General features: G+C 69.6%; 11 protein-coding genes. 7 read left to right on the top strand and 4 right to left on the bottom strand.

The annotated features are described in order from the left end of the window. Positions 1-10 precede the first annotated feature (10 nt). Positions 11-439: a MarR family winged helix-turn-helix transcriptional regulator gene (locus DMH03_RS25165; RefSeq protein WP_125794450.1), complete on the top strand. Its 429-nt coding sequence runs from the start codon at positions 11-13 to the stop codon at positions 437-439. A 1-nt stretch (position 440) separates the two neighbouring features. Here the strand turns inward: DMH03_RS25165 and DMH03_RS25160 are convergent, their stop codons facing one another. Continuing rightward, the gene (locus DMH03_RS25160; RefSeq protein ID WP_125794449.1) at positions 441-1,067 is read right to left on the bottom strand and encodes a hypothetical protein; all 627 of its coding nucleotides are present in this window, start codon (positions 1,065-1,067) and stop codon (positions 441-443) included. An 84-nt stretch (positions 1,068-1,151) separates the two neighbouring features. Between DMH03_RS25160 and DMH03_RS25155 the strand changes: the two genes are divergently transcribed. From DMH03_RS25155 to DMH03_RS25145, 3 genes are read left to right on the top strand one after another with little or no spacing between them, the layout of a single operon-like run. Continuing rightward, entirely contained in the window at positions 1,152-4,163 is a 3,012-nt protein-coding gene (locus tag DMH03_RS25155; protein ID WP_125794448.1) for a DEAD/DEAH box helicase, read from the top strand. Then, on the top strand, positions 4,156-4,857 hold the full coding sequence (locus tag DMH03_RS25150) for a hypothetical protein (RefSeq protein WP_125794447.1): 702 nt from the start codon (positions 4,156-4,158) through the stop codon (positions 4,855-4,857). The genes DMH03_RS25155 and DMH03_RS25150 overlap by 8 nt, the downstream gene beginning before the upstream one ends. 49 nt (positions 4,858-4,906) lie before the next feature. After that, positions 4,907-6,562 carry a DUF885 family protein gene (locus DMH03_RS25145; RefSeq protein ID WP_125794446.1) on the top strand — a complete coding sequence of 552 codons (1,656 nt, stop codon included), beginning with the start codon at positions 4,907-4,909 and terminating at the stop codon, positions 6,560-6,562. Between the two features lie 22 nt (positions 6,563-6,584). On the opposite strand, the gene DMH03_RS25140 is transcribed toward DMH03_RS25145, so the two are convergent. Then, positions 6,585-9,014, bottom strand: a complete 2,430-nt coding sequence (locus DMH03_RS25140; RefSeq protein WP_125794646.1) for a LamG-like jellyroll fold domain-containing protein — start codon at positions 9,012-9,014, stop codon at positions 6,585-6,587. A gap of 304 nt (positions 9,015-9,318) precedes the next feature. Continuing rightward, on the bottom strand, positions 9,319-9,750 hold the full coding sequence (locus DMH03_RS25135) for a hypothetical protein (RefSeq protein ID WP_125794445.1): 432 nt from the start codon (positions 9,748-9,750) through the stop codon (positions 9,319-9,321). 97 nt (positions 9,751-9,847) lie between these two features. Here DMH03_RS25135 and DMH03_RS25130 point away from each other — a divergent pair, with 97 nt between their 5' ends. After that, complete coding sequence (locus DMH03_RS25130) at positions 9,848-11,431, top strand: FAD-binding oxidoreductase (protein ID WP_125794444.1); 1,584 nt, start codon at positions 9,848-9,850, stop codon at positions 11,429-11,431. Here DMH03_RS25130 and DMH03_RS25125 read toward each other — a convergent pair. Next, positions 11,406-12,329 (bottom strand): LysR family transcriptional regulator, encoded by a 924-nt coding sequence (locus DMH03_RS25125; protein ID WP_125794443.1) that lies wholly within the window; start codon positions 12,327-12,329, stop codon positions 11,406-11,408. The genes DMH03_RS25130 and DMH03_RS25125 overlap by 26 nt on opposite strands. A 120-nt stretch (positions 12,330-12,449) precedes the next feature. Here DMH03_RS25125 and DMH03_RS25120 point away from each other — a divergent pair, with 120 nt between their 5' ends. Next, positions 12,450-13,832 carry a M20 family metallopeptidase gene (locus DMH03_RS25120; RefSeq protein ID WP_199749007.1) on the top strand — a complete coding sequence of 461 codons (1,383 nt, stop codon included), beginning with the start codon at positions 12,450-12,452 and terminating at the stop codon, positions 13,830-13,832. Continuing rightward, on the top strand, positions 13,829-15,106 hold the full coding sequence (locus DMH03_RS25115; RefSeq protein ID WP_125794442.1) for an MFS transporter: 1,278 nt from the start codon (positions 13,829-13,831) through the stop codon (positions 15,104-15,106). Before DMH03_RS25120 ends, DMH03_RS25115 begins: the two co-directional genes overlap by 4 nt. Positions 15,107-15,201: the final 95 nt, after the last annotated feature.

The following is a 15,201-nucleotide window of genomic DNA, read 5'->3' as shown; positions in this document are numbered from 1 at the left end:
TGGTCTGCGCATGGCGGAGCAGGGGAGGCCGGATCTCGCGGCGATGCTCGGCGGGCTGATGCGACGGCTGATGAACGCCGAGACGCCGGTGCTGGCCGAGCACGGGTTGACCATGTGGGGTTACGTGGTGCTGAGCGCGCTCGACGACGGGCCCGTCCGCACGCAGGCCGCCCTCGCGAAGGCGGTCGGCGCGGACAAGACCCGGATCATCGGCACCCTCGACAAACTCCAGGAAGACGGGCTGATCACCCGTGAGCCGGATCCGAAGGACCGCCGAGTCCGGCTGTTGGGGATCACCGAAGCAGGCCGCGCCGCGCGAAGGTCGGCCCAGTCGAAGATCCAGGCGCAGGAGGAGCGGCTGCTCGGAGAGCTTTCAGCCGCCGATCGCGAAGCCTTCCTTCGCGCCGCGCGTGTGCTGTCCGAGACGCGGTGGCCGTGAGTCAGCCGAGCGACTCCACGACCATGCCCGCCGGATAGTCCGACGGCGACCGGCGCCACCACGCGCCGAAAGCCTGCGCCAGCCGCCGTGGCACCTCGACCTGCGCGCCGCCTCCGTGGAAGTCGACGGTCACCAGAACACCGCCGATTTCCGTGGGACCCCAAGGGATCCGCCGGATCAACTTCGCGTAGTCGGCGCTGGCGGACACGAATGTGACGACCTTCGCCGCCCCGATCCGGCGTGCCTCCCCGAGCACGGCGTCTTCGAGTACGCCGGGCGGCCAGTCGCCGAGCTTGAGTTTCCGGTCGTAGTACGAGATCGGCTCGTCGGCGCGCAGGAGCCCGTAGCCGCCGCTGAGGATCAGCGTCCGCCCGGACGCGGCGGCCTCGCCCAAGGCGCCGCCGACGTTCCGGTAGAAGTTCCCGTTGTAGCGCAGCCACGCGGGTCGCAACCCGCCGTCGTCGACCTTGGACCTCGCCAGGACATCGGCCCGCGCGCGAAGCATCGCCTCCGGCCAGACAGTGCTGGACTCGGGCAGGTCACCGCCTCGGTTCTTGGCCTTGGAAGGGCCGAGAACGGTCAGCGCCTCGCGCGGATCGATCGCGTCGAGAACACCGGTCGCCTCCATCGAAGGGATCCTATCGGCGACGCGCTGACCGGACGCTGATCGGTCCCGGGCATGCTGGAAGGACCAGACCGCGGAAGGGGGATCATGTCGCCACTCGTCGTGCACGGCCTGTGGTCCCCTGGCCGCGGGATCCTGCTTTGGGGCGAACACGGCGACCGCCCGGCGACGACGTCGATGCGGCCGTCGAGCGCGGCCCGGCCGCATCCGTTCGCCGCGTCGGTCGCGGATCTGACGGCCCTGCATCCCGGCAAGCCGGCGTCGGCCGTCCTGCTGCTGCCGTCGCGGCGCGGCGGCCCGGTCGCGTCGCCCGAACTGGGCGTGCGGGGTCGTCCGCAGCAGGAACTGACGCTGGAACCCTGGTCGGTGCCGGCGCTCCTGATCGACCCGTCCGAGCTGGGAGACCTGGCCGACACGGTCAGCTACGGCACCTCCGTCCGCCACCTTCGCGCCGTCGTGCGGCTGGCGGACGACCTGGTGCGCCGCGGCCGGGTGCTTCCCACGCTCGTGCGGAACGAGATCGTGGCGCGGGCGGCCTGGCGGCCGGTGGCCCGCGGCGGCGACGCGGTCGCGGTCCGGGCGCTGATCGCGGCCACCCCGCCGGTCGGCCGGGCCGAACATCCCGGACCGGATCCGGCGGCGCTCGTCACCGACGCGCTCCGCACCCTGGTCGACGCCGCCGTCCGCGACCGGCTGGCCGCCGCCGGACACGCCACGGAAAGTGACGGGCGCGAAGGCCCGTTCGGGTCGTGGCTCCACGCGCTGAAGAGCGCCGACGACCGGATCGGCCAGTCGCCCGGACGGATGGGGATCGTCGCCGAGGGCATCGCCGCCTGGGACGCCGTCGGCGACACGGACCTCACCGAAGGCACCGTCTGCTTCCGTCTCGACGAGGTTCCCACGCTGCACGGCCCGGCCGACGATCCGGACGACCAGACCGGCGACGGGACCAAGTGGCAGCTGCGCTTCCTCCTGCGTTCCGCGGCCGACCCCAGCCTTCTGCTCCCGTCCGAGGACGTCTGGTCCGGCAAGGCGGGCGCCAAGTTCACCGACCCCGAAGGTCTCTTCGCCGCCGAGCTGGAGCGGGCCGCCGAGGTGCTGCCGTTGCTCCGTCCCGCGGTCGAAGCCGAGAAGCCGGGCATCTACGACCTCACCGTGGCCGAAACCGTGGAGTTCCTCGACGGCGGTGCGGAGCGCCTGGTCGCGGCCGGGTTCGACGTCCAGCTCCCGGCGAGCTGGGGCGGCAGGCGGAAACTCGCGCTCAAGCTGTCCGTCCGCGGCGCGCCCGTCGACCAGGCCGCGGTGCACCGGCTCGGCCGCCACCAGCTCGCCTCCTACCGCTGGGCGCTCGCCGTCGGGGAGGACGCGCTGACCGACGAGGAACTCGCCGGGCTCGCCGCCGCGAAGTCGTCGCTGGTGCGGCTGCGCGGCCGGTGGGTGAGCGTGGACCCCGAACTGCTTCGCGCCGGTCTCGAGTACCTCCGTCGCGAGCCGGATCGCGAGAAACCGCCGCTGCCCACACCGGCGGAACTGCTGGCCCTGCTCCACGGCTTCGACGACACGCCGCTCCCGGTCACCGAGGTCACGACCGACGGCTGGATCGACGACTTCCTCGCCGGCCGAGTCCAGCGCACCATCGAACCGGCCGAGCCGCCGCCCACGTTCCTGGCGACCCTGCGGCCTTACCAGAGCCGCGGCGTCGCCTGGCTTTCATTCATGGCGTCGATCGGGCTCGGGGCCTGCCTCGCCGACGACATGGGGCTCGGCAAGACCGTCCAGCTGCTCGCGCTCGAAGCGATCGAGCGGGCACAGGACGACAGGGCGCCGACGCTGCTCGTCTGCCCGATGTCGTTGCTCGGGACGTGGCAACGGGAAACGGCCAAGTTCGCGCCGGAGCTGCGTGTGCACCTGCATCACGGTGCCGATCGCGAGCACGGCGCGCGGTTGACGGCGCGCGCCGGGGCGGCGGACCTCGTCGTCACCACGTACTCGACCGCCGCCCGCGACGTCGACGAACTCGCGGGCATCCGGTGGCACCGGCTCGTGCTCGACGAGGCGCAGGCGGTCAAGAACCAAAACACCGGACCCGCGCAGGCCCTGCGCCGGATTCCCGCCGGGCATCGGATCGCGCTGACCGGGACGCCGGTGGAGAACCGGCTCGCCGACCTGTGGTCGCTTTCGGATCTGCTCAACCCCGGCGTCCTCGGTGGCAGGCAGGAGTTCCGCGAGCGGTTCGAGGTGCCCATCGAACGCCGGGGCGACCTTTCCTCGGCCACCGAGCTGCGCCGGCTGACCCGGCCGTTCCTGTTGCGGCGCCTCAAAACCGATCCCACCGTGCTCGCCGACCTGCCCGAGAAGATCGAGATCCTCCAGGAATACCGCCTCACCCGCGAACAGGTGACGCTGTACCGCGCGACCGTCGACGAGATGATGACCAGGATCGCCGACAGCGCCGGGGTCAAACGGCGCGGCAACATCCTCGCCGCGATCACCAAGCTCAAGCAGATCTGCAACCACCCCGCGCATCTGCTGCACGACGGTTCGCCGATCGGGCACCGCTCCGGCAAGGTCAACCGCCTCGAAGAACTCCTGGCGGAGATCCTGGACTCCGGCGATCGCGCGTTGTGCTTCACCCAGTTCGCCGAGTTCGGACATCTGCTCGTGCCGCATCTTTCGAGCAGGCTGAACGTGAAGATCGCCTTTCTGCACGGCGGGTTGTCGCAGCGGCGCCGCGATTCGATCGTCGAGCACTTCCAGTCGGGCGAGGGGCCGTCGATCCTGCTCGCGTCGTTGAAGACCGGGGGAGCGGGGCTGACGCTCACCGCCGCCACCCACGTCCTGCATCTCGACCGGTGGTGGAATCCGGCGGTGGAGGAGCAGGCCACCGACCGTGCCTTCCGCATCGGTCAGCGGCGCAGCGTCCAGGTACGGAAGTTCGTCTGCCCCGGCACCATCGAGGAGCGGATCGACGCCGTCATCACCAAGAAGGAAGCGCTGGCCGATCTCGTCGTCACCGACGGGGAGGACTGGCTCACGGAACTGTCCGCCGATTCGCTGCGCGAGGTCTTCGCGCTGGGGCGGGAGGCGGCCGATGACTGAGGGATTCCGCCGGGCGCTTGATGACCTGGGTGTCCACAAAGGACTTGTGCCGCCCTGCCGGGTCGACACGCTCACGGTCGGGCCCGGCGCCGCCGTCGCCCAGGTCCGGGTGACGCGGCAACGGTTCTACGAGGTCCGTATCGGTCTGCCGACCTTCGGCAAACAGGTGTGGACGGCGGTCATCACCGCCGTCGCCGCGGACGAGGCCACGAGGACGGCCCTGCTCGACGGCCGGATCCCGGACGGCATCGATCGCTTCTTCGCCGCGGAGCAGGTGCCGCTGTTCCCCGAGGCGGCGTGGGAACTATCGCTGGACTGCACCTGCCCCGGCACCCGCGTCCCGTGCGATCACCTCGTCGCGGGGCTCATCGCGCTCGAGGAAGAGGCGGACCCGTTCGCGATCTTCGCCCTCCGCGGGCGCGACCGCGCGACGCTGCTCGAAGAGATCGGACGGCAGGCGGGCGCTCGCGTGACGGCTCCGTCGGCGGACGACGAGACGCCCGGTCTCGACGAGGTGATGGACGACTTCTTCGGCTGGGGCCCGGCCGGGGACGTCACGAACAAGCGCCGACCAGCGGCCGGGGACCCGCTGGGGCTGCTCGACGAGGTCCCGCCGCTCAAGGCCACCGTGGACGGAACGTCGGTCACCGCCTTGCTACGGCCGCTGTACCGGGCGTTCACCGGCCCGGAATAAACGAAGAAACCGCCAGCGAGGAGCGGGTCCCGTCTGGTAGTCATCGAATATGAGCGATCAGCCGACAGCGGCGGAGCTGGCCGACGAACTCCTCGACGTACTCGCGACCGAGATGCCGTTGATGGCGACCTTCGACAACATCCCCGGACACGATCACGAGTTGCGGGACGTCTCCGAGGCCGGTGACGCCCGGCTGCGGGAACGGGCCGTCCGGATCGCCGGGCACGCCGCGCGGTCCACGGATCCGGACCGGATCACGCTCGGCGTCGTCACCCACCACGCGGAATCGCTCCTTTCCCGGCTGGACTCGCGGCAGCTCGAGTTCACCATCGCCGATCAGATGGCGGCCGAGGGAACAGGTGTGCTGTCCTGGCTCCCGCAACTCGAGCCCTCGGGAGAGCAGGCCGAGGAGGACTACCTGGCCAGGCTGGCCGCTTTCCCGGAGTTCTTCGCGGCGTTGGCCGACCGCCACCGCGCCGGGGTCGCGGCGGGCCGGACGCCGGTGGACCGCGCGGTGCGCGGCGCCATCGACCACGTCGACCGATTCTTGGCCGCCGAGCCCCATCCGCTGCTCGTCCCGCCGCTGACCGGTGACCGGGTGGCGCGCCGGGAACGGCTGTTCACCGCGAAGGTGCGCCCGGCACTCGTCGCCTATCGCGACACCCTCGCGAGCGAGATCGCCGGCCGCGGCCGCCCCGACGACCGGCCGGGCCTCTGCTGGCTGGACGGCGGCAAGGAGAGCTACGCGGGTCTGGTCAGAACACACACCACCACCGGGATCTCGCCGGAGGAACTGCACGAGACCGGCCTCGAAATCGGCCGGGCGCTGGACGACGAGTATCGGCGGCTGGGCTCGGCGGTGTTCGGCGAGGACGACCCCGTCGAGGTCCGGCGTCGGCTGCGCACCGATCCCTCGCTGTGCTGGCGTGACGCGGACGAGATGATCACGACCGCGACGGAAGCGGTCGCGCGGGCCACGGCCGCCGCGCCCGCCTGGTTCCGCCGGGTGCCGTCCGCAGAATGCGTCGTGCGCGCGGTACCGGAAGCGGACGGGCCGTCCGCCGCGCAGGCGTACTACATGCCGCCGTCGGCCGACGGCAGCCGTCCGGGCGTCTACTCCACCAACGCCTACCGGGTGACCGAGCGGTTCCGGTTCATCGCCGAGTCGGTCGCCTTCCATGAAGCCGTTCCCGGACACCATTTCCAGGCTTGCGTTTCCTACGAGCTCGACGGAGTGCCTCGGCTGCGCAAACTCGTCCCGCTTTCGGCGTTCGACGAGGGCTGGGCGCTCTACACCGAACGGCTCGCCGACGAGATGGGGTTGTACTCCGATGACGTGATGCGCCTGGGCATGGTCGCCGAAGACTCCCTGCGCGCGGCGCGGCTCGTCGTCGACACCGGACTGCACGCGCTGGGCTGGACCCGGCAGCAGTGCGTGGACTACCTCGCCGAGCACTGCGTGCTGAGCGACGTCGAAGTGCAGTCCGAGACCGACCGGTACATCGAATGGCCCGGTCAGGCGTTGTCGTACATGACGGGCAGGCTGGAGATCCAGCGGCTGCGCGCCTTCGCCGAGGAGCGGCTGGGCGAGGACTTCGACATCCGCGATTTCCACGACGTCGTGCTGAGGCAAGGGCAGGTGCCGTTGCCCGTGCTCGGCGACATCGTGCGGGAGTGGGTGGAGGGCACGCGGCGCCGGGAGTGACCCCGGCGCCGCGCGAGCGAGCTCAGTCGCGCTTCGCGAGCGTCGCGACTTCGGCGTCGGACAGCGGCCGGTCGTACAGCCGGACGTCGTCCACGGCGCCACGCAGGAAGTCGACCTGCTGACCGCCGTACTGGCCGCGGCCGATCACGGTGTGCCCGGTGCTCGGTGCGGCGGAGCAGGCGTTCTGCGAGGCGACCTTCTGGCCGTCGACGTACAGCGACAAGGTGCCCGCCTTGGCGTCGCGGACCCCGGTCAGGTGGTACCAGCGGCCGACTTCCGGCTTTTCCGGTGACAAGGCGCGAAGGCCGACGAAGCTCATCGCCCACCGCTGATCCTGCCCGGAGTACTGCAGGAAGAACGCGCTGTCGCGGCCGGTGTCCTGGCTGACGACGGTCTGGAAGGCGCCGCTCGCCTCATCCAGCTTCGCCCACGCCGAGACCGAATAGCTGCCCGCCGTGGGGACGAGGTTCGCCCCGGTGTCGGCCTGGCCGTTGCCCGCGAAGGCCAGCGCGCCGCCTTCGACACCGCCTGCCCACTGCGTGTTGGTCAGCGTGGCGTGCGCGGCGCCGACCGAGTCCGCCGCACTGGATCCGGTGCCCTCGTTGAACTTGTAGGCGTGCACACCGGCGAGCCCCGGGGTGCCGGGGCCTGGGTCGGGTGCGCCGGAACCGCTGCCGTCGGCGTTACGGATGATCGCCTGGTTGACCGCACGCACCTGCGCGAAGTCCATCTTCTTCACCTGCCTGTCGTAGGTGAAGAAACCGTTGACCTCGTGCTCGACATCGGTGATCTGCGTGTAGATCGAGCCGCTGATGCCGCAGCTCTGCGCCGAAGCGAGCACGTCGCGCTGGTTCTGGACGTAACGGCTGTTCAGCGTCGCCTGGTCCTTCACCATCTCGTAGGCGTGGCCTTCGCCGAACCACATGTGGTCCTCGACTTCGAGGCCGTAGCCGCCGTGTTCACCGTCGATCGAGATCCGCTTGCCGTCGGGCATCGGCTTCGCGGGGCCGGGGTAGGCGTGCCAGTCGATGACGTCACCCTTGCCGGAGTCGCCGAGGGAATCGCAGCAGTTGACGCCGCTGTGCGCGTTGACCAGACGGGTCGGATCCTGGGCCTTGACGTCGTCGGCGATCTCGCCGGTGGTCTCGCGCGACCATTCGCCCCAGCCCTCGTTGAACGGCACGTAGCCGACGATCGAGGTCCAGTTCTTCTTCTGCTCCACCAGTTCCTTCAGCTCGACCTGGAACTGCCGCTGGGCGTCGGCCGGCGGACGCCCGCCGGTGCGCATCGACGGCATGTCCTGCCAGACCAGCAGGCCGAGCTTGTCGGCGTGGTGGTACCAGCGGTCGGGTTCGGTCTTGATGTGCTTGCGGACCGTGTTGAAGCCGAGGACCTTGTGCTGTTCGAGGTCGAAGCGCAGCGCCTCGTCGGTCGGCGCGGTGTAGATGCCGTCCGGCCAGTACCCCTGGTCCAAAGTGGACTGCAGGAAGAGGATCTTGCCGTTGAGGGTGAACCGGAGTTTGCCGTCGGCCCCCTTCGCGGTGCCGAATTCACGCATGCCGAAGTAGGACGAAACCTTGTCCACGGTGCGGCGGCCGTCCTTGAGCTCGACGTCCAGGTCGTAGAGGAACGGCGAATCCGGCGACCAGAGTTTCGCCTTGGGCACCGGCAGGGAGATCGTCCCGGCAGCGGACGCCTTGCTGCGGCTGACCACCTTCCTGCCGTCGCGGACCACGGCCTCGACGGTCAGCCCGGAGTTGCCGCCGGTGTCGACGGTGAGCTTCAGCGTGGAGGACTTGAGATCGGGGACCATGCCGAGCGTGCCGATGTGCTTCGCCGCGACCGGTTCCATCCACACCGTCTGCCAGATGCCCGAAGCGCCTTCGTAGAAGATCCCGCGGTCGGGGACCAGCCGCTGCTTGCCGACGGGCTGCCAGGTCGCGTCGGCGCGATCCTCGACGCCGACGATGATCTCCTGCTCTCCCTGGGGTTTCAGCGCCGAGGTCACGTCCGCCGAGAACGCGCCGTAGCCGCCCTGGTGCGCGGCCACCTCCTTGCCGTTGACGTAGACCTTCGCCTTGTAGTCGACGGCGCCGAAGTTGATCCGGAGGGTGTTGTCCCTGCCGACGTTCCAGTTCCTGGGCACGGTGAACGTGCGCCGGTACCACATGAAGTCCTCATGCCGCTGGATCCCGGAAAGCGCCGATTCGGTGGGGTAGGGGACCAGGATCTTCTCGGCGAGCTTCTCGCCGAAGGGCGGGACCTCGCCGGGGGCGGCGCCGGCGAACTCCCAGACCCCGTTGAGGTTCTGCCAGTTCTCGCGCGCCAGCTGCGGCCGCGGGTACTCGGGCAAAGCGTTCGAGGGCGACACCTGGTTCGTCCACGGCGTGGTCAGGCGCGGCTTGCCCATCTTCCAGCCGCTCTCCGCGGCCGTCGCGGCTCCCGACGTCATCGCCAGGGCGGAGACCACCGCGACCGCGGTGGCCAGTGATTTCCGGAAGCGTCTCGGCTTTCGGGAGCGGCGTGGTGACAACGTTGACAACATCTGCTCGACACCCTTCTCCGGGGGCGGCCGCCTCGGCGGAGGTGCGCCTCCCGCTGGACTTGTGCAGGCGTGAAACCACGACGCCGTGGCCCGGGGAACCGGTGTGAGCCGGGCCACGGTCGACCGTCAGGATGTTTTTACATCGTTGATACAACGTTGTAAAGCGTCGAAGGCCTCGAATCGGTCCTGGGTGGAAGAGCTGTCCTGTGTGTCAGGGAAGGCGGGATTCCCGCAGCCACTCGGTGAGCGTCCGGTAGTCGGCGCTGGTCAAGCCGCGCCGGGGATCGACCCGGTGCAGGAGGGCCGGTCCAGGATGGTTGCCGGACACCCGGTCGCGATCGATGTCGGAAAGCTCGTCGTCGATCCACACGAACGGGCGCTCCGGCCGGTCCACCACCGGCAGGTGGGGAAGGCCGAGTCTGGGAGCGAGGGAGTCGTTGGCGTCCTGAAGCCAGGTCGTGGCCCAGATCAGTTCGCCGGGAAGGGCTTTCAGGCGCAAGCCATGCGAGGGATCGAGCCTGCCGAGGAGCGGATTGTCGCCATCTTGCGGCGACGGTCCGAACAAGGGGTAGCTCGAGGTCTCCAGTCCGAAGGGGATGAGCGGGCCATCGACGTCGAGGTAGATCAGAGGACCTGGGGCCACGACGGCACACGTTATCGGTGTTCGTTGCCGCGGTGCGTTGACACAATAATTGACCGATAGGTAACTTACTGGCGAGTCAGATCGAACGGAGGCATCGATGCCGGCCGAGGAGCGTTCCTGGTGGGGCTGGGGCACCACCACCGGCGCACTGTCCAGGGAGGAGTCCGACGCGCTGGTCGCCCGCACCTCGGGGGTGCTGCCCGCTCACGACTTCACCGACCACGCCCCGCCGGACCCCGCGGCGCTCGACGTCCCGGCATCGCGGATCCGTCCGCCCGCGGCGCTCGCCGCGTTGTGCAGCGGCCTCCCCGTCGACCGGTTGTCCCACGCCAGGGGCAAGGCGTTCCGCGATGTCGTCCGCAACCTGCTCGGACGGCTCGACCACGTGCCGGACCTGGTCGCCCGCCCGCGTACCGAGCAGGACGTCGTCGACCTCCTCGACTGGTGCACGACCTCCGGCACTCCGCTGATTCCGTACGGTGGCGGCAGTTCCGTGGTCGGCGGGGTCGAACCGAGGTTCGACGGGCCGGCGATCTCGATGGATCTCGCGGGCCTCGGTGACGTGCTCGAAGTGGACACGGTCAGCCGCGCGGCCCGGATCCAGGCCGGGATTTTCGGGCCGGCGCTGGAAGACCGCCTTCGCCCGCTGGGGCTGACCCTGCGGCATTTCCCGCAGTCGTTCGCCCATTCGACGCTCGGCGGCTGGCTCGCCACTCGCGCGGGCGGGCATTTCGCCACTCTCGCCACGCATATCGACGATCTCACCGAGTCGCTGCGTGTCGTCACCCCGGCCGGGATCAGCGAGTCGCGGCGCCTGCCGGGCTCGGGCGCGGGCCCCTCACCGGATCGGATGTTCCTCGGCTCCGAGGGCACGCTCGGCGTGATCACCGAAGCGTGGATGCGTCTGCAGGACCGCCCGGTCTGGCAGGTCACCGCGTCGGTCGCCTTCGAGCGGCAGGAAGACGCGGTCGCCGCGACCCGCGCGATCGCGCAGTCCGGGCTCCACCCGTCGAATTGCCGTCTCCTCGACCCGGCCGAGGCCTTCATCAACGCGGGCGCGAGTGTGGGCGGTGGCCTCCTGCTGATCGGGTTCGAATCCGCCGATCATCCGGTCGACCCCTGGCTCGACCGCGCGCTCGAAGTGACCGCGGGCCACGGCGGAGTCGTGAAAACCAGGCGCGGCAAGGATTCCTCCGGCCAGGACAGTGCATCGACGTGGCGATCGTCGTTCCTGCGCATGCCTTATCAACGCGACGCGCTGGCCCGCCGGTCGCTCATCGTGGAGACCTTCGAGACCGCGTGCACCTGGGACGGCTTCGAGGAGTTCCACGACGCGATCACGTCGGCCGCACGCGCCGCGATCGACGAGGTGTGCGGCGGTGCCGGTGTCATCACCTGCCGCTTCACCCATGTCTACCCCGACGGTCCCGCGCCCTACTACGGGATCTACGCCGCCGGGCGCTGGGGGAGCACGGTCGAGCAGTGGGACGAGATCAAGGCCGCCGTCTCCGAGGCGATCGCGTCCCATGGCGGCACGATCACCCACCATCACGCCGTCGGCCGCGACCATCGGCCCTGGTACGACCGGCAGCGCCCCGACCCGTTCGCCGCCGCGCTCGACGCCGCCAAGTCCGCGCTCGACCCGGCCGGAATCCTCAACCCCGGAGTGCTGCTCCGCTGACCGGCGGACGGACGAACGAGGTCAGCAGCGCGGTGAACCGCAAGGCCGCCAAGGACAAGGTCCGTCCCGCCATGGTCTGCACCTGGGCTTCGCGTTTGCGGAACACGGCGTTGTCGAGCAGCACGTAGGCGACGCCTTCGGTGGCCGCGTCCTGCTCGATGTCACCCAGCCCGCCGACGAGCGCGATCCCGCCGCCGCACCGGACGAACTCGTACTTCGGGCTCAGTTCGTTGCACTCCAGCACCGGATGGGCGGCGAGATTCTCGATCCTGGCGGCGATGTCGAACAGGTCGCGCAGACTCTGCCCTGGCGCCGGGAGCGCGAGCGGATGACGGCACAGTTCGGCGAGTTCGACCGAGTCGCGGCTGGTCAGCGGATGATCGAGCGGGACGATCGCGTACACCGGGACGACGACCGCGCTCTCGACACGTACCCCGTGCTGTGGTCCGGTCGCGAACGTGACGGCGACGTCTGCCGCGCCTTCTAGCACACGCCGAGTCGCTTCCTCCCTGGTGACGACGTCGATGTGGAACGTGACATCGTGCTCGCGCCGGAAGGCGGCGATCGCCTGCGGGACCACACGGCGCGCGAACCCCTCGGAACAGGCGACCGTGACGGACCGGGCGTGCAGTCCGCGGCCGGTGCGGAGCTCGTCGACGAGAACGGCCGATTCGGCCTCGCTGCGCCGGACGTGGTCGAGCAGCCGGGTCCCGGCCTCGGTCGGCACCATGCCGCGCGGATGCCGGACGAACAGCGGCACCCCGAGCCCCGCTTCGAGTTTGGCGATCTGGCGGCTGATCGCCGACGGCGCCACCGTCAGTTCTGTCGCCGCTTCGGACACCGAGCCGGTGCGGGCGACTTCGAGGAAGTACGTCAACGCGATCGGCAGTAGTCGCATCAGGTCTCCGCAGGTTTGCCGCAATGAGAACGCGGAGCACGGTAAACGGCAATGGTCCCGATACGCAAACCGACTTACGCTCCTCTGCGACACTCGACGAGCGAATCGGGAGACAACACGGTGATCCCTGCGGAATTGGTCGCGAAGGCCCACGAGCACGTCGACTCGGGAGCGTTCTTCGCCGAACTCGCCGAGCTCGTCCGGTATCCGACCGTGAGTGATCATCCGAGCGGTCGCGTTGCCATCAAGGCATACCTGGACGAAGTGCTGGCCCCGGCACTCACCGCGCTCGGCTGTTCCGTGGCGATCCATCCCAATCCGGATCCCGGCGGCGGCCCGTTCCTGATCGGCACCCGGATCGAGTCGCCAGAGCTGCCGACACTCCTGTGTTACGGCCACGCGGACGTCGTCGACGGACACGAAGGCCGGTGGAGCGGTGGCCGGGACCCGTGGACGCTGACCGCCGACGGCGAGCGCTGGTACGGCCGCGGTTCGGCGGACAACAAGGGCCAGCACCTGATCAATCTGACCGCGCTCAGGCTGCTCCTCGCCGAGACGGGTTCGCTCGGATTCAACCTCAAGTTCCTGTTCGAGACAGGGGAGGAAATCGGCTCGCCGGGGCTCGACGAGTTCGTCTCGGCGCACCGGGAGGCACTGAGCGCCGACGTCCTCATCGCGTCCGACGGACCGCGCCTGGACGCGGCGACACCGACGTTGTTCCTCGGCGCGCGAGGCAGTGTCCGGATCGCCCTCGACGTCGACCTCCGCCCCGACGCTTACCACTCGGGGAACTGGGGTGGCGTGCTGCGTAATCCCGCCACCACCCTCGCCGGGGCGATCGCCTGTCTCGTCGACGGGCACGGCCGCGTCCAGGTGCCGGAGCTTCTGCCACCCGAACTCCCGGACAGCGTCCGTGCGGCGCTCGCCGAACTCGAGATCGGGAACAAGCCGGGCGATCCGGCGCTGGACGCGGGCTGGGGCGACACCAGGCTGACCGCGGCGGAGCGGCTCTACGGCTGGAACACCCTCGAAGTCCTCTCGCTCGGCGCCGCGGACATCGACCGGCCGGTCAACGCCATCCCCGGCCGAGCACGGGCGATGCTGCAACTGCGCTACGTCGCGGGCACCGATGTCGGCGGAGTGGGCGAGGCGATTACGAAACACCTTGCTGCACAAGGGTTTTCCATGGTCGACGTCACCGCCGAGGGCAGCTTCCGTGCCAGCCGCACGCCGGTCGACGACCCGTGGGTCGGCTGGGCGAAGAGCGTCCTCGACGAGGTTTCCGATCAGAGCGTGGCGATCCTGCCGAGCTTCGGCGGGGGACTGCCGAACCATGTGTTCACCGACCTCCTCGGCCTGCCGACGCTGTGGCTGCCGCACTCCTATCCCGGATGCCTGCAACACGCGCCCGACGAACACCTGCTCGCGCCGATCGCCCGTGAAGGAATCGTCCTCGCCGCGGCACTGTTCCACGCGCTCGGACGGCGCGGCGGGGAGGCATGATGAGCGAGCGGACGGTGGCCAGGCCGCGCACGCCGTCGTCCACGCGGCGCGCGATCGCAGCCGCGACCATCGGCAACGCGCTCGAATGGTTCGACCTCGGCGTGTACGCGCTCATGGCGGCCTATATCGGCAAGACTTTCTTCCCTGGCGGGAACGCCGCCGTCCAGCTCGTGCAGGCGTACGCGGTCTTCGGCATCACGTTCCTCGTGCGTCCGCTCGGCGGTCTCGTGCTCGGTGCCTACGCCGACCGGTTCGGCCGCAAGAAGGCGCTGGTGCTGACCATCTGGCTGATGGTCGCCGGGACGTTCCTGCTGGCGGTGATGCCGAGCTACGCGACGATCGGTTTCCTCGCGCCGGTCGGCGTGATCGTCGCGCGGCTGATCCAGGGCTTCGCCGCGGGCGGGGAATTCGGGGCGGCCACGTCGTTCCTGATCGAACAGGACGATCGCCGCAAGGGCTTCCTCGGCAGTTTTCAGTTCGCCAGCCAGGGTTTCGCGACCTTGATGTCAGCCGGGTTCGCCGCCGGGCTGACCGCTTCGCTCAGCGCCGACGCGATGACGTCCTGGGGCTGGCGAGTCCCGTTCGTCTTCGGGCTGCTCGTCGGCCCGGTCGGCTACTACATCCGGCGCCACGTCGACGAACCCGAGGCTGCGAAGGAGGATCAGCCGAAGTCCACGCCGGTCCGGACGCTCTTCCGCTTCCACTGGGGCGGCCTGCTGATCGCCGGTGGAGCGCTGGTCGTCTCGACCTCGCTGAACTTCATCCTTCAGTCGCTGCCGACGTTCGCGATCAAGAACCTCGGCCTGGACGACTCGCTTTCGTTCGTCGCCCTGATGATCACCGCCGCCATCCTGACCGTCGTGACACCGATCGTCGGGCTGCTCACCGACCGGCACGGCCGCATCAGGATCATGATCGGCGCCGCGGCGGTGATCGGGGCCGGCGTGGTGCCGCTGTACCTATGGGTCACCACCTCGCCGTCGTTCCTGACCCTCACGATCACGATGACGATCCTGGGACTGCTGAAGGCCACCTACTTCGGCGCGCTTCCGTCGGTGATGGCGGACGTGTTCCCGGCGCACACCCGGGCGACGGGACTTTCGTTCGCCTACAACGCCACCGTCGGGGTCTTCGGCGGGTTCACGCCGACCATCGCGACCGCGATGATCGCGGCCACCGGATCACCTGTTTCGCCTGGTTATTACCTTTTGGCGACGGCATCGCTCAGTATTGTCGCGCTGGTCGCGGCGAATCGGCGTCGCGGGATTCGCTGAAGCCAGGCGGTGTGGCGGCGGTTGGCGAGCTTGTCGCGAAAGGTGCTCTGATGCAGATGATGTGAGACAGCCCTTCGATCAGCTTACGGCGGGGG

The organism is Amycolatopsis sp. WAC 01376 (genome assembly GCF_003947415.1).
In the GTDB taxonomy this organism is placed as follows: domain Bacteria; phylum Actinomycetota; class Actinomycetes; order Mycobacteriales; family Pseudonocardiaceae; genus Amycolatopsis.
This window is presented reverse-complemented; position numbering and strand designations above follow the sequence as displayed.